The 20,237-nt window shown below is 31.9% G+C and carries 17 protein-coding genes; 15 read left to right on the forward strand and 2 right to left on the reverse strand.

All coding sequences use genetic code 11. The features are described 5' to 3' along the window. Nucleotides 1–2 precede the first annotated feature (2 nt). Both thiI and OC535_RS04080 read left to right on the forward strand, forming a co-directional pair. Entirely contained in the window at nucleotides 3–1,199 is a 1,197-nt protein-coding gene (gene thiI, locus OC535_RS04075; RefSeq protein ID WP_227051820.1) for a tRNA uracil 4-sulfurtransferase ThiI, read from the forward strand. 60 nt (nucleotides 1,200–1,259) lie between these two features. Further along, nucleotides 1,260–1,478 carry an alpha/beta-type small acid-soluble spore protein gene (locus tag OC535_RS04080; protein ID WP_024720830.1) on the forward strand — a complete coding sequence of 73 codons (219 nt, stop codon included), beginning with the start codon at nucleotides 1,260–1,262 and terminating at the stop codon, nucleotides 1,476–1,478. Nucleotides 1,479–1,574: 96 nt separating this feature from the next. On the opposite strand, the gene OC535_RS04085 is transcribed toward OC535_RS04080, so the two are convergent. Both OC535_RS04085 and OC535_RS04090 read right to left on the reverse strand, forming a co-directional pair. Then, a complete protein-coding gene (locus tag OC535_RS04085) occupies nucleotides 1,575–1,883 on the reverse strand; it encodes a hypothetical protein (RefSeq protein WP_227051818.1) in 309 nt (102 codons plus the stop codon). A 13-nt stretch (nucleotides 1,884–1,896) separates the two neighbouring features. Next, nucleotides 1,897–2,346, reverse strand: coding sequence for a hypothetical protein (locus OC535_RS04090; protein ID WP_498823236.1), 450 nt, complete (start codon nucleotides 2,344–2,346; stop codon nucleotides 1,897–1,899). A gap of 580 nt (nucleotides 2,347–2,926) precedes the next feature. Here OC535_RS04090 and OC535_RS04095 point away from each other — a divergent pair. From OC535_RS04095 to OC535_RS04155, 13 genes are all read left to right on the forward strand, one after another. Then, a complete protein-coding gene (locus tag OC535_RS04095) occupies nucleotides 2,927–3,145 on the forward strand; it encodes an alpha/beta-type small acid-soluble spore protein (RefSeq protein ID WP_024720827.1) in 219 nt (72 codons plus the stop codon). A gap of 150 nt (nucleotides 3,146–3,295) precedes the next feature. Beyond that, nucleotides 3,296–4,492 (forward strand): acetate kinase, encoded by a 1,197-nt coding sequence (locus OC535_RS04100; protein WP_024720826.1) that lies wholly within the window; start codon nucleotides 3,296–3,298, stop codon nucleotides 4,490–4,492. 70 nt (nucleotides 4,493–4,562) lie between these two features. After that, nucleotides 4,563–5,222, forward strand: a complete 660-nt coding sequence (locus OC535_RS04105) for a DNA alkylation repair protein (protein WP_227051812.1) — start codon at nucleotides 4,563–4,565, stop codon at nucleotides 5,220–5,222. A 440-nt stretch (nucleotides 5,223–5,662) separates the two neighbouring features. Then, complete coding sequence (locus tag OC535_RS04110; RefSeq protein WP_227051810.1) at nucleotides 5,663–6,601, forward strand: DHH family phosphoesterase; 939 nt, start codon at nucleotides 5,663–5,665, stop codon at nucleotides 6,599–6,601. Continuing rightward, the gene (locus OC535_RS04115; RefSeq protein WP_024720823.1) at nucleotides 6,594–8,258 is read left to right on the forward strand and encodes a hypothetical protein; all 1,665 of its coding nucleotides are present in this window, start codon (nucleotides 6,594–6,596) and stop codon (nucleotides 8,256–8,258) included. Before OC535_RS04110 ends, OC535_RS04115 begins: the two co-directional genes overlap by 8 nt. A 93-nt stretch (nucleotides 8,259–8,351) precedes the next feature. Further along, complete coding sequence (locus OC535_RS04120) at nucleotides 8,352–9,026, forward strand: response regulator transcription factor (RefSeq protein ID WP_498823237.1); 675 nt, start codon at nucleotides 8,352–8,354, stop codon at nucleotides 9,024–9,026. After that, a complete protein-coding gene (locus tag OC535_RS04125; RefSeq protein ID WP_498823238.1) occupies nucleotides 9,023–10,417 on the forward strand; it encodes a sensor histidine kinase in 1,395 nt (464 codons plus the stop codon). Before OC535_RS04120 ends, OC535_RS04125 begins: the two co-directional genes overlap by 4 nt. 2 nt (nucleotides 10,418–10,419) lie before the next feature. Beyond that, a complete protein-coding gene (locus tag OC535_RS04130) occupies nucleotides 10,420–10,992 on the forward strand; it encodes a xanthine phosphoribosyltransferase (RefSeq protein ID WP_024720821.1) in 573 nt (190 codons plus the stop codon). Between the two features lie 16 nt (nucleotides 10,993–11,008). Beyond that, a complete protein-coding gene (locus tag OC535_RS04135) occupies nucleotides 11,009–13,954 on the forward strand; it encodes a chromosome segregation protein SMC (protein ID WP_498823239.1) in 2,946 nt (981 codons plus the stop codon). A 12-nt stretch (nucleotides 13,955–13,966) separates the two neighbouring features. Further along, nucleotides 13,967–14,950 (forward strand): signal recognition particle-docking protein FtsY, encoded by a 984-nt coding sequence (gene ftsY / locus OC535_RS04140; RefSeq protein WP_024720820.1) that lies wholly within the window; start codon nucleotides 13,967–13,969, stop codon nucleotides 14,948–14,950. Further along, nucleotides 14,950–15,282 carry a YlxM family DNA-binding protein gene (gene ylxM / locus OC535_RS04145; RefSeq protein WP_498823240.1) on the forward strand — a complete coding sequence of 111 codons (333 nt, stop codon included), beginning with the start codon at nucleotides 14,950–14,952 and terminating at the stop codon, nucleotides 15,280–15,282. The genes ftsY and ylxM overlap by 1 nt, the downstream gene beginning before the upstream one ends. Nucleotides 15,283–15,294: 12 nt before the next feature. Further along, complete coding sequence (ffh, locus tag OC535_RS04150; protein ID WP_227051805.1) at nucleotides 15,295–16,689, forward strand: signal recognition particle protein; 1,395 nt, start codon at nucleotides 15,295–15,297, stop codon at nucleotides 16,687–16,689. Nucleotides 16,690–16,838: 149 nt separating this feature from the next. Next, nucleotides 16,839–20,168: a glycoside hydrolase family 3 N-terminal domain-containing protein gene (locus OC535_RS04155; protein ID WP_498823241.1), complete on the forward strand. Its 3,330-nt coding sequence runs from the start codon at nucleotides 16,839–16,841 to the stop codon at nucleotides 20,166–20,168. Nucleotides 20,169–20,237 lie beyond the last annotated feature (69 nt).

Here is a 20,237-nt window from a genome sequence, read left to right on the forward strand (position 1 = left end):
AAATGGAAGCAAATTATATATTAGTTCGCTTTGGTGAACTTACTACAAAAGGTAAAAATCGAAAATTATTTACAAATCGTCTTTTAAAAAATACAAAAGAAATATTGAATGATTTTAAACAGTTAAGCTATGATTTACAGCATGATCGCATGTATGTGATTCTAAATGGTGCTGATCATCAAGCTGTTTGTGATAAGTTAAAAACAGTTTTTGGAATCTATTCTTTTTCTGTTGCATATAAAATTGATAAAGATCTAGAAATGGCAAAAAAAGCTGTAATGCAAATAATTGAAAAAAATGATGGGAATACTTTTAAGATCAATACCAAGCGTTCTGATAAGAATTTTCCTGGTTCTTCTCAAGAAATAAACCGAGAAATTGCAGGATATGTTTTTCATCATACGACCAAAAAGTTAAAAGTTGATGTTCATCATCCGGAAATCTTAGTTACGGTTGAGATTCGTTATGATGCAATTTATGTAATGGATAATATTATTAAAGGTGCTGGTGGATATCCAGTTGGCGTTGGTGGTAAAGCCTTGTTAATGATGTCTGGGGGAATTGATTCGCCAGTAGCGGGTTATTTGACTTTAAAACGTGGCGTCGATCTTGAATGTATTCATTTTGCAGCACCACCATATACAAATGAATTGGCACGAGAAAAAGTTTTTGATTTAGTAGATAAATTACGTCATTATACCCATGGAAAAATCAAAGTTCATGTTGTTAATTTTACTAAATTGCAATTAGCAGTTTATGATAACTGTGATGAAAGTTATGCTATGACAGTAATGCGTAGAATGATGTATCGTATTAGTGAAATGATCGCTAATAAAAATAATTGTCTGGCTTTGGTTAATGGTGAAAGTATTGGGCAAGTAGCTTCACAAACTTTAAACAGCATGCAGGTTATTAATGAGGTTGTTAAAATTCCTGTATTAAGACCAGTTTTATGTTTAGATAAATTGGAAATTATTGATATTGCAAATAAAATCGATACTTATGAAATATCGATTCGGCCTCATGAAGATTGTTGTACGATCTTTACACCTAAAGCTCCTGCAACTAAACCAAAAAGTTATAAAGCAGAAGCTTTTGAAGAAAATTTTGATTTTAAAAAATTAATTGATGAGTGTGTTGATAATGTTGAGGAAATTGTCGTAGATAATAGCTATAAACAAAATAATGAAATTTTTTAAAAAATGATGTATATATTTTTAGCTTTGACACAAGATATATGTGTCAGGAGGTGAAGATATATGTCACAAAACTCTAGTAGAAACAAATTAGTTGTCCCTGGAGCTCAAAATGCAATCGATCAAATGAAATACGAAATTGCAAACGAATTTGGCGTTAATTTAGGTCCTGATACAACTGCTCGTGAAAACGGTTCTGTCGGTGGCGAAATTACGAAAAGATTAGTCGAGATGGGACAAAAACAAATGAGTTCATCAAATCGTTATAATCAATCTAAATAGTTGATAAAACCCTAGTTAAGCTAGGGTTTTAACGTATTTTTTGCGTTTAATAAAAAGGTTAAGACATTATATCTTAACCTTCATTTTATATTAAAATCATTCTTCATCTGGATTGATTTCAACTGATAAATGATAATGGTTTTGATTGAAATTTTCCATAATTGCATTCCAATCTCCATTTTCATAAAGTTCTTTATTTTCTGAAATAAAAGAATCTGTAACATCTTCTCCTTTATCTGAATCGATGATTTTTACACCATATTCATTTTTATTAAAAGCATCTTTAAGATATTTGGTTGTATTAGGATAAGAATTTGAATTTCCATCAATAATCGCACATACTATAACTGAAACCATTGAAATCACAAAAATTGCTACAATAATAGTTCCTTTTGATATTTTCATAAACTACTCTCTTTCAATTAAAAGTTAAACTATCTGGAATTGTGAATTTATCATAATATAGACCCGTTCCACTGTTATTGCCAAATTGTTCATCATAAACTAGAAATGAAAAATTACTATAAGTGACTTTTCTTTTATTAGTTGCAACAGTTTTACTATATGTTAATTTAATATCACTTACGTTTCCAGAGGTAAGTGATATATATGGATTACCAATGTTAGTATATTGTCCGATTGCATCATTAAATGTACAGACAGCTTTTACTTTTCCACCAAACTCATTTGCTGTTTTTCTACCATTATATTCTAAAATTTTATAAATCCAGCCGCTTTCTTTGGAAACTGATTGAAAAACATATGGTGCTGGCTTTGTTGCATTAACACTACTTATAGATAGAAGTAAAACTACTAAAATTAATAATGTACTACAAAAATTCTTATTCAATTGTTTTAAAGTTTTCATTTTTCTCCATCTCGTGACTTCCACTTGCCACCTTTTATTATTTTGCAAAACAAATTATAAAGAAAGTACTCTCTATTATTAGAATACTGATACGAAGTACAAAAGTCAAGCAATACATATTTTGGTATTTTTTTACCCATTAGATTCATAAATTTATTTTTAACAAATTTACAAAAATAGAAATAATTTATGTGGTAGGAAGTAGAAATATTATAACTTATAAGTCATCTATGAGAGCTTTATTTATCAGGAAAATTAATAAATATAAGCAGCTTAAAAATTAGATGCTCTATTCATATTACATATAAAAAAGAAGTAAATTTTATTTTTTTAGGATAATATATAATAAAAGATATAAGAATTTATTTACTTTTAAAAATTTCCCAAAAAGGTATAAAATGTATAATTTGCACATTTTATCCGTATTTAATAATTAATATTTTTGATGAACTTATTTGAGTTCATAAAATCGTTATAGTTAATTTAGCTAAGCTTTTAGTTAGTTTATTAAAAATTTTAAATTAAAATGCATAATTTAAAATTAATGACACAAAATAATTGTGTCAGGAGGTGAAAATATATGTCACAAAGTAACTCTAGCAGAAACAAATTAGTTGTTCCTGGAGCTCAAAATGCAATTGATCAAATGAAGTATGAAATTGCAAACGAATTTGGCGTTAATTTAGGTCCTGATACAACTGCTCGTGCGAATGGTTCTGTTGGTGGCGAAATCACAAAAAGATTAGTTGCCATGGGACAATCTCAAATGAGTTCATCTAATTACAATCAATCAAAATAATTATTTTAAAACCCTAGCTTAACTAGGGTTTTAAATTGTCAAGAAAAATAAAATCGGTTTAAAATTTGAAAGCGCTTCTAAAAAAATGTTGAGTTTGCTCAATAATTTAGGTACAATATAAAAGATGACAGAACTAAGGAGGAATTATAGATGGTAAAAGTAATGGCTATAAATGCAGGAAGTTCTTCTTTGAAATTCCAGTTAATTAATATGCCAAGTGAAGAAGTTATTACTTCTGGAATAGTTGAAAGAATAGGTCTAGAACAAGGTAACTTTGAAATGAAATATAATGGTGAAAAATACACTAAAGAATGCCCAATCAAAGATCATAGTGTGGCAGTACAGTTATTATTAGAAGCATTAGTAGATCAAAAAGTAGTAAACAGTTTAGATGAAATCGATGCTTGTGGACATCGAATCGTTCACGGTGGTGAATATTTTAGTGACTCGGTAAAAGTAGATGATGATGTTGTTCGTAAGGTTGAAGAATTAGCTGAATTAGCACCACTTCACAATCCAGCTCATATCATTGGTTATAATGCTTTTAAAGAAGCTTTACCAGGCGTAGAACATGTGTTTGTTTTTGATACAGCATTCCATCAAACATTAGATCGAGAAAGATATTTATATCCTTTACCTTTAGAGTATTATGAAGATTTAAAAGTGCGTAAATATGGAGCTCATGGTACGAGCCATAAATATGTTTCTCAAGTCGCTAATGAGATGTTAGGTAATCCTAAACATTCAAGAATTATTGTTTGTCACTTAGGAAATGGCGCTAGTATTTCAGCTGTTCAAGATGGCGTATGTATTGATACTTCAATGGGCTTTACACCTTTAGCTGGAGTTATGATGGGAACTCGCTGTGGTGATGTGGATCCTTCAATCATGCCTTATTTATGTAAAAAATTAAATAAGACACCTGATGAAGTATTAGATATTTATAATAAGAAATCAGGAATGTTAGGTATTTCTGGAATCTCTTCAGATTCACGGGATATTGAAAATGCTTTATTTAAAGATGGTGATGAACGTGCTTTATTAACTAGTTTATTATATGCAAGAATCGTTTCAAAATATATTGGAAGTTATTTTGTAGAAATGGGTGGTGTTGATGCGATTGCATTTACAGCTGGAGTTGGCGAAAATGCAGCTTATTTGCGTCGTTTGATCATTGATAATATTTCACGTGCTTTAGGAGCTTTCTTGGATGAAAAAGCAAATGAAGTAAGAAGCAAAGAAAATCGTGTGATTTCAAATCAATTTTCTCAGGTGGAAGTATATGTAATTCCAACTAATGAAGAAGTGATGATTGCTCGAGATACAGTAAATATTTTAGGACTATAGTCAATAAAGGTTATTGAAATTGTTCAATAACCTTTTATAATAGCGATGATATTTTATAGGGAGGCTGATCATGGATAAATATTTAGAAATAAGGGCAATGTTTGAAAATAGGGAAGATAAAGAAAATGCTCTTGTAATGGCAAAATATATGCGTAACAAGTTCAAGTTTTATGGACTTCCAACGCCTAAAAGAAAAGAAATATATAAAAGTTTTCTCAAAGATGAAAAGAAAAATAAAATAATAGATTGGGATTTTTTAGATAAATGTTATGAAGATGAACATCGCGAATTTCAATATCTTGTATGTGATTATTTAAATGCTATGATAAAATATTTAACTTATGAAGATATTTTTAAAATAAAGAAATATCTTAAATCAAAACAATGGTGGGATACGATAGACTTTTTAGATAAAGTTATTGGAAAAATAGGTTTGCGAGATAATCGCGTTGATGATTTAATGTTAAAATGGTCTAAAGATGAGGATTTTTGGATCAGAAGACTGGCAATCGATCATCAATTGTGTCGAAAAGAAAAAACAAAGATAGAATTATTAGAACAAATAATAGTTAATAATTTTGGTAGTGATGAATTTTTTATTAATAAGGCTATTGGCTGGAGTTTAAGGGATTATTCTAAAACAAATCCTGATTGGGTCAGAAATTTTATTAGTAAATATGAAGGTAAAATGGATAAGTTAAGTATAAAAGAAGCAAGTAAATATATTTAGTAAAGTAGATGAAAAAAGAGGCATTGAACAGTTCAATGCTTCCTTTTTGTAATTCTAACTAGTGTTCGTTTATAAAATCTGTAATAATTTTGCAGTTTCTTTAATATTAGTACAAATGGCAGGATGTTTGCTGGTTTGAAAAAATATATCCAGTAATTAGAAACAAGTTGATTTATTTGATTGAATTTTTCTTTAAGATTTTATTTATCTTTCTAATCTGATTTTTGATCTGCAAGGCAAAATAACAGTTTTATATCTTACTGTTACTCTAAAGTCCAAATTCCCATAACTTTCTTATTTAACTGTATTTTTAAACAAAGAATGATAATAATATTATATTGTAGTCAAGCATCCATCATAATAAAATAAGGCAAAAAATCCTTTTTGTTTATCTTTATATAAAAATGTGTTATAGTCATATGTAATTAAGGAGTGAGAAAATGGATAAAGAAATTATTGAGAAGATAGAAGAGTATGATTATATTGCTATCTACCGTCATGTAAATCCTGACTTTGATGCTTTTGGAAGTCAGTTTGGTATGTATGATATAATTAAAACCACATATCCAGATAAAAAAATTTATGTTTGTGGTGATTTTAGCTCAGAATTAGTTGGAAAGTACACAGTTGCTGTTAATTATAATGAAGTTGATTATAATAATGATGTATTAGGAATAGTTTTAGATACTGCTAATAGGGAAAGAATCGATGATGAAAATTATCAAAGATGTAAAGAACTTATTAAAATCGATCATCACATCGTTGTTGATAGCTATGGTGTTATAAACTATGAAGATAGTACAGCTAGTTCAGCGAGTCAATTAGTGAGTCGCTTATATAAAGATAATGATGTTTTAAAAATATCTCAAGATGGCGCTGCCGCTTTGTATTTGGGAATCGTTGGCGATACAGCAAGATTTTTATATCAAAATACTGATGTTAGAACTTTTGAAGCTGCTAGTGCGCTGTTAAAGACGGGAATCGATATTGTAGAATTATATAATCGCATTTATTTAAAAAATGCTAAAGAATTAGAAGTTAATAAGTTTATTTTAAATAATTATAAATTTGATGGCGGTGTTGCTTATTATGTTTTAACAAATGATGATTTGAAAAAACTAGGAATCAGTAGAGAACGAGGATCAGATTTTGTAAATGTTTTATCAGGTGTTATCGAATATAAAATTTGGCTAGCAATAACGGAAAATGTCGCTGATAATAATTGGCGAGTTAGTATTCGATCTCGAGATTTTGCTATTAATGAAGTAGCTAAAAAGTATAATGGTGGTGGTCATGCTCTAGCCAGTGGAGCAAAATTAAATTCTATCGAGATGCTGCCAAAATTAATTGAAGATTTAAAGGAGCTTATAAATGAATAAATTAAATGAAATATTTGCCAATTTTGTTGAGGGATTTACAACTCATCGACAACAAAATATTGTCAATGAACCGAGTAAAGGAGCTTTTATTAAAGCCTTGATCATAACATTAATAGTAGGATTGATCAGTGAATATCTATTATTGATTCCCTTAAATTTTCGTTCTCCGCAATTTATTATTTATTTTTGTTTTTTATTACTTATTTTTAATGGAATCTATTCTGTTTTAAGTCGCGGTTTTAATAAAATTATTAAGTATAGCTTAATTTTAGTGGGTATTTTAGTAATTTATGTAGCTGGGGGAACCTTTGTTAGTTCACCAGTCTTTAATGCTAAAAGTTATCAAAAACAGTTGACCCTTGATAAAAAAGCAGATTTTTACGATGATAATAAGACGATTTCTTATCAGTCGATTCCCGTTGTTGATCGTGATAGTGCCATCAAATTAGGAGATCGTAAGATGGGTGAGATGGTAGATTATGTTTCCCAATTTGATGTCGATGAATCATATGAACAGATTAATTACAAGGATAATCCTTATCGGGTTACACCGCTTGAATATAGTGATTTAATCAAGTGGTTTACTAATCGCAGTGATGGCTTGCCTGCTTATATTAGAGTTAATATGGTTAGTCAGGAATCTGAAGTTGTTAAGTTAAAAGAAGGAATGAAATATTCTAAATCAGAGCATTTTGGTAGAAAGATCGAGCGGCATTTACGAGCTAATTACCCTACTTTGATGTTCGATACACTGGCTTTTGAAATTGATGATGATGGCATACCATACTGGATCGCTCCAGTATATGAGTATAAAATCGGGGTTTTTGGTGGTAAGGATATTACTGGGGCTGTACTTGTTAATGCAATCGATGGCGATCATAAATATTATGATATTAAAAAGGTTCCTGAATGGGTCGACCGTGTTTATCCTGCTGATCTTGTATTGACGCAGTTAGAAAATTATGGAAAATATACTAATGGTTATTTTAATACTTTGCTTTCTCAAAAAGGCGTTTTACAGCCTACTGATGGGTATAACTATGTAGCTATCAATGATGATGTTTATTTATATACAGGCTTGACTTCAGTATCTAAAGATGCTTCAAATGTCGGCTTTGCAATGATCAATTTAAGAACTAAAGAAAGTAAATATTATAATATTTCTGGAGCTGAAGAATATTCGGCAATGTCATCGGCTGAGGGGCAAGTCCAAAATCTTAAGTATAAAGCTACTTTCCCGATCTTGATCAATGCTGGAGGACAGCCAACATATTTCTTATCATTAAAAGATGATGCTAATTTAGTTAAAAAATATGCTTTTGTTAGTGTTGAAAATTATCAGATCGTTGCTACTGGCGATAGTGTCGCTCAGGCTGAACAGGCATATTATGCTTTGCTTGAATCTAATGGAAAAAAAGCCGATACTGGTGATTTTGAAACAAATAAATTAACGGGTGCTATTAGTGCAATCAGTGAGGCTGTAGTTGATGGAAATAGTACGTATTATTTTAAGATTGAAGGTAGTGAGACCGTTTTTATTGGTGATATTAGTTTAAGTAATCGTTTTCCTCTTGCTAAAACAGGTGATATCGTAACGATTGAGTTTGTAAATAGTAAAGATGATAGTGAAGTAATTACTTCAATTGAATTTAATTAGGCAGAAAACTGTAGTTTTCTGCTTTTTTGCTGGGGGTTTGACTATATTTACAAAATAAATTATGTTATAATCTTACAATGAATTGAGGTGTTGATGATGAAACCAAGAGTGCTGGTAGTTGATGATGAAAGAGATATTAGAGAATTAATTGGCTTTTATTTAAATAAAGAAGGTTTTGAAATGCTGGAAGCTAGTAATGGTGAAGAAGCTTTAGAAATCTTTGAAAATGAATATATTGATTTAGGAATTATTGATGTGATGATGCCGGTAATGGATGGCTTTGAGTTAGTTGAAAACTTAAAGGAGTTTAAAGATGTTCCGGTAATTATGTTGACTGCTAAGGGTGAAAGTAAAGATAAATTGAGAGGCTTTTCAGTTGGGGCTGATGATTATGTAGTTAAACCATTTGATCCAACGGAATTGATGGCGCGTGTAAGAGCGGTATTGAAAAGATATAGTGTCAATACATCAAATATTATTAAATTGAATGATGTCGAATTTGATGGTGAAAAATATGAAATTCGTTATCTTGATGAAACGATTCATTTGCCATTGAAACAATTTGAATTAGTTTTTGAATTAGCTAAACATCCTGATCAAATATTTAGTAGAGAGCAGTTAATTGAAAAAATATGGGGAATGGACTACGATGGCTTTGATCGAACAGTAGATGTTCATATTAAGCGGATTCGTGAAAACTTAGGACATTTACCGGGATTTAAAGTTGTTACGGTAAGAGGTCTAGGGTATAAGGTAGAAGTTGAATGATGAAATCAATTTATGGGAAGTTGATTTGCGGCTTTTTAATTACGATCGTTTTTAGTTTTTCAGTTGCTGGATATGTTGCTTTGAGAAGTAATTATGATCAAATTGAGGATATGGCTAAAAGTGAACTTAATGCGACGAGTGAATATGTAGTTGGAATTTTAAATAATTTAGATGATAATAATATTAATGATATCATGAATCAATATGCGATTAGTTCTGAGGTCAATATTACATTGTTTTCACCTAGTTATGGCTATTATGCATATGGCGATGGTAAATATTCACCATCTAAAGAAACGATGACAAAATATTATTATGATAGTAGTAAAAATGGTTGCTATGATGTCCGTAAAAATATTCAATCGTATGGTAGTAAAACTAATATAAAAGATATGGATGTATATGTATATGTCCAAAAAGATACAAGTTATGAAAAGGGAATTTTTGCAAATTCGGCAGTATTGATTTTAGGATGTGTATTTTTATCAGGAAATATTGTTTTTATCGCTATTGCTGATATTATTGTTAAACCGATTACCCGTTTAACTAAAGCGACTAAAGAATTGTCAAAAGGGAATTATAATGTTAGGGTAAATTATGTTGGTGATGATGAGATCTCGCGTTTAAATCAAGGGTTTAATCAAATGGCTCAGCAGCTTGCTAAACAGGAAGAGACACGACAGAAATTCATTTCAGATATTTCTCATGAATTTCAGACGCCTTTAACAGCTATCCAGGGCTTTGCCAATATCTTAAAAGAAGAGGATCTGCCTAAAGAGCAGCGACAAAAATATGCCGATATTATTTTATTTCATTCTAAACGACTTTCGACATTATCTAAAAATATGTTGCAGTTGACGTTGTTGGAACGAGAAGAAGTTGATTTGGAATTTACAACTTTTTCAATTGTTGATCAATTGACAAGAGTTATTTCAACTCAAGAAAATCAGGCTATTTTAAAAGATATTGAAATTGTATTTGAAAAACCGCGGAAAAATATTATGGTATACGGTGATGAGCAGCGTTTAGAACAGGTTTGGATCAATATTATATCTAATGCTATCAAATATACTGATAAAGGCGGGTTGATTACGATCGGAATCAAAAAGTCATCTCGTGATGTTGAAGTCTCTATTGAAGATACTGGTCACGGAATGTCAAAAGAAGTTATTTCGCATATTTTTGAACGGTTTTATCGTGAAGAAAAAGCTCGTTCTGTTGAAGGTAATGGTTTAGGTCTTTCAATCGTTAAATCAATAATTGATTTGCATCAAGGTAAGATAGATGTTATCTCACAGGTTGATGTTGGATCTACTTTTATTGTTAAATTGCCAAGTGAAAGAAAATCTTTTGATCTAAAAGAAAAATTATCGTTAAATAGGAAGGATTAAAGATGGATTTATTAAAACAGAGAATTTTAAAAGATGGAAATGTGATTATGCCGGATATTTTAAGAGTTGATAGTTTTTTGAATCATCAAATAGACTGCTCATTATATCGGAAAATTGCTAAAGAGTTTAAAGAACGTTTTAAAGATGTCAAGATAAATAAAATTTTAACAATTGAAGCTTCAGGAATTGGAATTGCTTTAGCTACGGCTTTTGAATTTGATGATGTGCCAGTAGTCTTTGCTAAAAAAGGGACAGCTAAAACGACTAGTACCCACTTATACACAGCGAAAGTCCATTCATTTACCAAAGGAATCGATTATGATGCAATCGTTAGTAAAAAATATCTTAGTGAAGATGATAATATTTTAATCATTGATGATTTCTTGGCAAATGGACAAGCTGTTTTAGGATTGATCAATATTATTGATCAGGCAAAAGCAAACGTTGCTGGAGTTGGAATCGTAATTGAAAAAGGGTTTCAGGATGGTCGCAGATTAATTGAAGAAAAAGGATATCGGGTAGAATCTTTAGCAATCGTTGATGCTTTTAAAGATGGAACGGTAATTTTAAGATAATGAAAAGAGGGTATAAATGTATTTAAAAAGAATTGAATTGCATGGTTTTAAATCATTTGCCGATAAAGTTAACGTCGAATTTCAGCCAGGAATCACCGGAATCGTGGGACCTAATGGCTGTGGTAAATCAAATATTTCAGATGCCGTTAGATGGGTACTGGGCGAACAGTCAGTAAAATCATTGCGGGGATCAAATATGGCGGATGTTATTTTTGCTGGAAGTGAAGATCGTCGAGCCCAAAATTTAGCTGAAGTAACTTTAGTCTTTGATAATAGTGATCGTTTTATGAAATATGATTATAATGAAGTTGAAATTACCAGACGGCTTTATCGTCAAAATAATGAAGCTGAATATTTGATCAACAAACAGCAGTGTCGTTTAAAAGATATTGTTGATTTGATTATGGATACTGGTTTAGGAAGAGATTCTTTATCGATTATTTCGCAAGGAAATATTTCGAGTTTTGCAGATAGTAAGCCGGAAGAAAGAAGAGGTATTTTTGAAGAAGCAGCTGGTGTTTCTAAATATAAAAAACGGAAGTTAGAATCGATTCGTAAATTAGAAAGAACTAAAGAGAATCTTGAAAGAATTGGTGATATTGTTGTCGAATTGGAAAAGCAGGTTGGTCCTTTAAAGCGGCAAAAAGAAAAAGCTGAAAAGTATTTGACTTTAAAAGAGCGCTTAACTTCGATCGAGGTAAATGTTTTGATCCATGAGATAAGTAATGCTAAAAAATCACTGGATGAATTTAGTAAAAGTATTAAAGATCTAAATGAACGACAAGTATCATTAGAAACAGATATCCAGTTAAAAGAAGATAGTAATGATAAGATCAAAAAGAAGATGTTTGTTTTAGATCAAGAAATAAATGTTTTACAAACAAAACTGTTAGAGGCTGTATCTAATGTTTCTAAGTTAGAAACAGCTAAAGTGGAAATTGACCAAAAAAGAAAGCATGCTTTAGAAACATTAAGTAAAGAAAATCTCCAAGAAAGCATTGATAATATGAAAGCTATTTTAAGTGATATTGTCAATGAATATAACGATCGTGTGGAACGATTAGAAAATACTGAAAAAGAATTAAATGAGATCATTGAAAATCAGGAAAATCGCAATGATCGATTGACTAAATTAAAGGAAGATATTGATTATCTTACTAGTGAGATCAACAAAAACAAATCAAAAAAAGAGATTTTGATCGATGCGGTTGAAAACAAATCTAATTATCATCACGGCATCAAAACAGTACTATCACTTGCCAAAAGCAATAAAAATATTATTGGTGTTTTAGGTGATTTAATTACTACAAATGAAGGATACGAACTGGCAATTTCTTCAGCATTAGCTGGAGCAATTGAATTCATTGTCACAACTGATGATCTAACAGCTCGTGATACAATCAAGTTTTTACGTGATAACAAAGCTGGACGAGCAACATTTTTACCAGTAAATACAATGAAACCGCGCAGTGTTCGGGAAGAACATTTGATCGTTAGTAAGACAATGGATGGTTATCTTGGTCTAGCAAGTGATTTTGTTAGTTATGATGATAAAATTGAAAGTGTTGTTTTAAATCAGTTAGGTAATATCATTATTGCTAAAGATATTGATTGTGCTAATGAAATCAGTAAAGCAACTTTTGCTCGATATAAAATCGTGTCACTTGACGGTGATATCGTCAATGTTGGCGGATCTTTGACAGGAGGAAGTTTTAATCGTCAAAAATCATCATTAGTGCAAAAAAGGGAACTTGAAGAAGTTGCTGTTACTTTAGAAAATCAAGAAAAAGATTATGCTAAAAAAAGAAATGAGTATAATGTTTTAGATAATGAAATCAAAGAAATATCACATGCTTTATTACAAAAGCAGATGGCTTATGCTAAATTGGAAGTAGTTGTTCAAGGTAAGCGCGAAGAGCTGATCAAAGCAAAATCTGAATATGAGTCATTAGCTGATCAAAGCGTTGAATTAGAAGATTTTGCTACTGGTAAGACAGAAAGTAAATTGATCAATCAGTTAAATGAAGCTGTTAAATATCGTGATGATTTAACTGAAGAAATCAAATCAAAGCGGGAACTTAGAATGTCTTATGTAAATCAAAATGAAGCTTTAGAAGTAGAACTGCGCGAATATCGTAAAGATCTAAAAGAGGTGCAAAGTGAAGTTAACGCTAATGCTATTAAAGCGACAAAATTGGAAACAATGCTCAATAGTCATTTGACACGTTTGAATGATGAATATCGAATGACTTATGAATATGCCGTTGAACAGTATCAAGAAGAAATTGATGTTGAACAGGCAAAATTAGAAGTATACGAATTAAGAACTAAGATCAGTAGATTAGGGAATGTTAATATTGATGCCATCGAAGAGTATAAAACTGTAAGTGAACGTTATGAAAATATGAATCGTCAGCGAATTGATTTATTACAGGCTCAAGATAGTATTTTAGAGGCTATAAAAGAGATGGATGAGATCATGATCGAACGTTTTTCAGAAACTTTTGAAAAAATAAATGAAGAATTTAATATTGTATTTAGAAGTTTATTTGGAGGCGGAAAGGCTAAAATAAAGTATAGTGATCCGACTAATATTTTAGAAACAGGAATTGATATCGATGTTCAGCCGCCTGGTAAGGCAGTCCAAAATATTTCACTATTTTCAGGTGGTGAGAAAGCTTTGATCGCTATTTCGTGTCTATTTGCAATTTTGCGAGTTAGACCAATACCAATGTGTATTTTAGATGAGGTTGAAGCAGCATTAGATATTGCAAATGTTGAAAGATTTGCGAAATATCTAAAAGAATTTTCTGGAACAACGCAATTTATTGTTGTAACGCATCGTGAAGGAACAATGGAAGAATGTGATCTTTTATATGGTGCAACGATGCAGCAAAAAGGAGTTACGAAGTTAGTTAGTGTTAAATTAGAAGAAGCGATTGATTTATCTGATCCAAGTTAGGAGGGATTTGAAATGGGATTTTTTAGTAAAGTTAAAGAAAAGTTTGTCGGAAAATCAGCTAAACAAAATGAAAAATATGTTGCTGGGTTAGATCGGTCTAATACAACTTTTTCCGATCGAATCAATGAGTTGGCTGCAAGATTTAGGGAAATCAACGATGAGTATTTTGAAGAATTAGAAAATATTTTGATCATGTCAGACGTTGGGGTTTCGATGGTGATGAAAATTGTTGAAGAAATCAAGAACGAAGTCCGCATTCAAAATATTACGGATCCTAAAGAAATCAATGAGATCATTGTCGATAAAATGTTTGTTATTTATGCTAATGATAGTGTCATGACAACAAAGATAAACTATGCTAATGATGGTTTAACAGTTATTTTAATGGTTGGTGTCAATGGTGCTGGAAAGACGACAACGATTGGCAAATTGGCAAATCGGATAGTTAAAGATGAAGGTAAAAAAGTTATGGTTGCTGCTGGCGATACATTTAGAGCAGGAGCTATTGACCAGTTAGCAGTATGGGCTAGTCGAGTTGGTGTCGAAATCGTTAAAGGGCGTGAAGGTGGTGACCCTTCAGCCGTTGTTTTTGATGCTTTAAAACAAGCTAAAGAAAAAAATATCGATGTTTTGATCTGCGATACGGCAGGACGCTTACAAAATAAGGTCAATTTAATGAAAGAATTAGAGAAAATGAATCGTATTATTAAGCGTGAAGTGCCTGAAGCACCGCATGAAACTTTATTAGTTATTGATGCTACGACAGGACAAAATGGGGTTAGCCAGGCAGTTGAGTTTTCAAAGATCACCGATGTGACGGGTCTAGTTTTAACAAAGATGGATGGAACGGCTAAAGGTGGAATTGTTTTATCGATCAAAGATCAATTAAATATACCAGTTAAATTTATTGGTTTAGGTGAAAAGGTTGATGATTTGCAAGAATTTGATCTAGATCAGTATATTTATGGATTATGTAAGAATCTAGTTGAGGAATAATGATGGAGTCTAGTTTAGAGAAAAAGCAGCGGGTAAATTTGTTGATGGATTGTTATAGTGATTTATTAACAGAGAAGCAGCAGATGTATTTAGATTACTATTATCATGATGATTATTCACTTTCGGAGATTGCGGAGGCTTTGAATGTTAGTCGTAATGCGGTTTTTGATAATTTGAAAAAAGCAGTGCATTTATTAGAAAATTATGAAGAAAAGTTACAATTATTGAAAAAACATCAAGAAAGACTTGACTTAATTCAAAGAATTGAAGATGATATGTCTTGTGAACATAAAAAAATAGAAGAATACTTAGATTTGTTAAGGAAGATATAGAAAGGGGTATTTATGGCTTTTGATTCATTATCAGAACGTCTGCAGAGTACTTTAAAGAAAGTTTCTGGACAAGGGCGTTTAACAGAAAAAAATATGGAAGAGATGCTAACCGAGATTCGTTTAGCATTATTGGAAGCAGATGTTAACTTTCAAGTTGTCAAAGAGTTTATCGCTTCAACTAAAGAGAAGGCTTTAGGACAGGACGTTTTAGGGTCATTAAAACCAGGTCAAGTTGTTGTAAAGATCGTCCATGATGAATTAGTAGAATTGTTAGGGACAACAGTAGCGACAATTGATTTTAATAAAAAACCAACAGTTATCATGATGGTTGGTTTACAGGGTTCTGGTAAAACCACTACAGCTGGTAAGATCGCTAATTTAATTAGTAAAAAGCATGGTAAAAAACCATTATTAGTAGCTGCTGATATTTATCGTCCTGCAGCTGTCGATCAGTTGAAAACATTAGGAGAACAGCTAAATGTTCCCGTATATGAAAAAGGAACTTCACAGTCAGCTGAGTCGATCGTACAAGAAGCAATGCGTTTTGCGCGAGAAAATAATAATGATGTAATTATTATTGATACGGCTGGTCGTTTACATATTGATGAGCCATTAATGAAAGAGTTATCAAATATTAAAGAAATTGCTCATCCTCATGAAATTTTATTAGTAGTTGATGCTCTTACTGGGCAAGATATCGTTAATGTTGCTAGTTCATTTAATGAACAGTTAAATATTACTGGGGCAGTATTGACAAAATTAGATGGGGACTCTCGTGGTGGGGGTGCTTTATCGATTAGACATATTACTCATGTACCAATCAAGTTTATTGGTACTGGTGAAAAGTTAGATGCAATCGATTTATTCTATCCTGATCGTATGGCAGATCGTATTTTAGGGATGGGAGATGTCGTTTCATTAGTAGAAAAAGTTCAAGATGTATACGATGAAAAAGATACAATGAAAGCATATAAAAGAATGCAGTCAGGTCAATTCGGTCTTGATGATATGCTTTCACAAATGCAGCAGTTAAGAAAACTAGGACCACTTTCTGGGGTCTTAAAAATGATTCCTGGAATGCCTAAGATTCCTAAATTAAATGATGAAGATTCTGATCGTAAATTAAAAGAAACTGAGTCAATTATTTTTTCGATGACCAAACAGGAACGTCGCGATCCTAGTATTATCACTTTATCGCGTAAAGAAAGAATTGCAAAAGGATGCGGTAAAGATGTTGCAGCGATCAATCGTTTATTGAAACAGTTTGAAGAATCTAAGAAAATGATGAAGATGCTAGGTAATTTTGATCCTAATACTGGAATGCCAATGCATGGTAAACCTAAAAATCCTAATACGTTTAATCCTAATCGTAAAAAAGTACGTCATAAAAAGAAAAAGAAAAAATAAAATATTTGTCGTTAATAGCCTTTTAAGGCTATTTTTTGTTGGATAAAATTTATTTGTATTTAACGCATTTTTTTGACTATTGATTGAAGAATTGCTAAAATATATGTACAAGCCCTTTTAAATTTGCTTGTAGAATGGAGGAGATAAGGATGAAAAGGGGAAAGTTTTTAGCTGGTATACTATCACTGTCAATGATTTTATCCATTGTGGTACCAATTAATGCTGCTTCTTCAAGAGTAGAAGAGTTACTAGCTAATATGACATTGCGTCAAAAAGTGACGCAAATGTTGATGGTTGATTTTAGGTATTGGGATACGGACCTGTCTGATGGTGAGCAAACAACAGGTAATGAATTTACTAAAATGAATTCACAGGTCCAAAAAGTTGTTGAAGATTATGATTTTGGAGCAGTTATTTATTTTGCTCAAAATATTGTTGAAACAGAACAATCTTTTGAGCTATCACAGGCTTTACAAGAAGCTGCTACTAAAGATGGTGGAATCCCACTAATCATTAGTGCGGATCAAGAAGGTGGTTCTGTTTATCGTCTAGGTTCTGGAACTGCTTTACCTGGAAATATGGCTTTAGGAGCAACTGGAAGTGTTGAATATGCACAGGCAGCAGGAGAAATTATTGGTAGTGAATTGAGTGTTTTAGGAATCAATACAAATTTAGCTCCTGTTGTTGATGTTAATAACAATGCAAACAATCCTGTCATTGGACTTCGCTCATATAGTGATGATGCTGAGCTAGTAGGAACATTGGCTTCAGCAACGATCAAAGGATTAGCTGATTATAATGTTATTGGTTGTGCCAAACATTTCCCTGGGCATGGTGATACAGCAACCGATTCTCATTACGGATTACCTGTAGTTGATAAATCTAAAGAGGAATTATTGGAAAATGAATTAAAACCATATGAAGTTGCTATTGATCAAGGAATTGAAATGATCATGACAGCCCATATTTTATATCCACAATTAGATGATACTAAGGTCTTTTCAAACAAAACGGGTCAAGAAGAATCTCTACCTGCAACAATGTCTAAAAAGATTTTGACTGATTTATTAAAAGGTGAAATGGGATTTGACGGAATCGTATGTACTGATGCAATGAATATGGCTGGGGTTTCAGCTATCTATGATCAAGTGCAGGCTGTTAAAGTTGCAATTGCAGCTGGTGTTGATATGATTTGTATGCCATGTACATTATACAATTTAGATGATTTAAAAGATTTAGATGCGATAATCGATGGTGTCGTTGCGGCTGTTGAAAGCGGTGAGATTCCTGAATCACGTCTTGATGATGCTGTTACAAGAATTTTAACTGTTAAAGAAAACAGAGGAATTTTAGATTATGATGCTAATGATTATTCATTAGAAAAAGCTTTGGCTACAGTTGGTTCTGATGCAAACAGAGAATTAGAACGAGAAATTTCAGCAGCAGCTGTTACAGTTATCAAAAACGAAAATAATACATTACCTTTAAATATTACTGAAAATTCAAAAGTTTTAATGTTATGTCCTTATGATAATGAAAAAGCACAGATGGTAATGGCATGGAATCGGGCAAAAGAGGCTGGTTTAGTACCTGATGGTGCTGAATGTAAAGTTTATCGATTTGCAAATGCAACAATTAACGCTGAACTTCAAGGATTATTAGATTGGGCTGATACAGTTATCATTAATTCTGAAGTATCGTCAGCGGCGAGAATGGCTTATGATCATTGGTTATCTGCAGCTCCTAATAATTATGTAAATTATTGTCATGAAAATAATAAAACATCTATTATCATGTCTGTTGATAAACCATATGATGTGCAGTTATATCCAAATGCTGATGCAATATTAGCTGTTTATGGATGTAAAGGTTCTTCTGTTGATGTAACTGAAGCATTAGTCGGTGGAATCACTTCAGATAAGGCAGCTTATGGTCCTAACATTATCGCAGGAATCGAGGTTGCTTTAGGAACATTTGGAGCAACAGGAAAATTACCTGTAAATATTCCAGAATTTGATAATTCTAATAACACATATACTGATAATATTGTTTATCCTAGAGGATATGGATTAACTTATGCTTCACTTTTAGATAAAACTGAAGCAGATAAAACAGCATTATCGATTGCTGTTGAGATGGCTAATGATATTACTGAAGAGCAGTTAGATAAAGTAGTTCCAGTAGTAGTAACAGAATTTAAGGCAGCGTTAGCTGAAGCTACAAATATTTTAGCTGATAAAAACGCAACTCAAGCTACGGTTGATGCTTCTTTTGCACGGTTATCAGGTGTAATGCAAATGTTAGGATTTGAAAAAGGCGATAAGAGTGAGTTAGAAGCATTGATTAATTCTGTAGAAAAATATGCAGAAGAAAATTATACAGCTGATTCATGGTCTGCATTTAAAGCAGCGTTAGAAACAGCTAACGAAGTAATGGCAAATGAAAATGCTTTACAAGAAGTTGTAGATGAAGCATATAATAATTTACAATCTGCAATCGACGGTTTAGTTAAAGCAGTTAAAGTAGATAAAACAGCATTACAAATAGCTGTTGATACAGCAAATACATTAAAAGCTCAAGGAGCTTTAGATAATGTAATTCCTCTAGTAGTAACAGAATTTAATGCTGCATTGGCTGAAGGTACTGATGTTTTAGCTGATGATAATGCAACTCAAACTGCAGTTGATGCTGCTTTCTATCGTTTAGCTAATGCAATTCATATGTTAGATTTCATTAAAGGTGACAAAACAGCATTAAATGCTTTGATCGAAGAAGCTGAAAAATATCAAGAAGATGACTATACTGCAGATTCATGGGCTGTATTCAAAGAAGCTTTAGAAGCTGCAAAAGAAGTAGCAGCTGATGAAAATGCTTTAGAAGCTGATGTTAACGAAGCGTTAAATAACTTAAAAGATGCCATGACAAACTTAGTAATCAAAGTAGATAAAACAAGATTACAAGAAGCATATGACAAAGTAAATGGCTTAGATAAGAGTGTATATACAGAAGGAAGTGTTGCCAACTTAACAGAGCCGATGGCAAATGCTAAAGCGGTATTAGATGATCCAGATGCAACACAAGCAGAAGTAGATAGTGCTTATAAAGCTTTAATTGAAGCTTATTTAGACTTAAGATTGATTCCAAACAAGGATCTATTACAAGGATTGATCAATAAAGCTGAGACACTAAATGCAGCTAATTATAGTGCTAGGACATGGTCAGTGGTGGCAGAAGCATTAGATGAAGCCAAAGCAGTATTAAATGATCCAGAAGCAACTCAAGAACAAGTAGATAGTGCTAAAGATGTATTAACAAAAGCGATGGCCGGATTAGAAGCAAGTAATCCAGTCAAAACTGGTGATAAAACAGCAAGTACAAGTGTAGCTACTGGTGATGATAGTTTAATTGGTGTCTTTGCGGGAGTAGGATTGTTAAGCATGGCAGCTGCTCTAGTAAGCTATAGAAGAAAAGAAGATTAATAGGGCGTTTAGATATTTTCTTCTAAAAAATAATTAAATATATAAGGTGTCAAGTAAAAAAGCTTGGCA

Source organism: Clostridium sp. Marseille-Q5894 (genome assembly GCF_946902305.1).
Classification (GTDB): domain Bacteria; phylum Bacillota_I; class Bacilli_A; order Erysipelotrichales; family Coprobacillaceae; genus Thomasclavelia.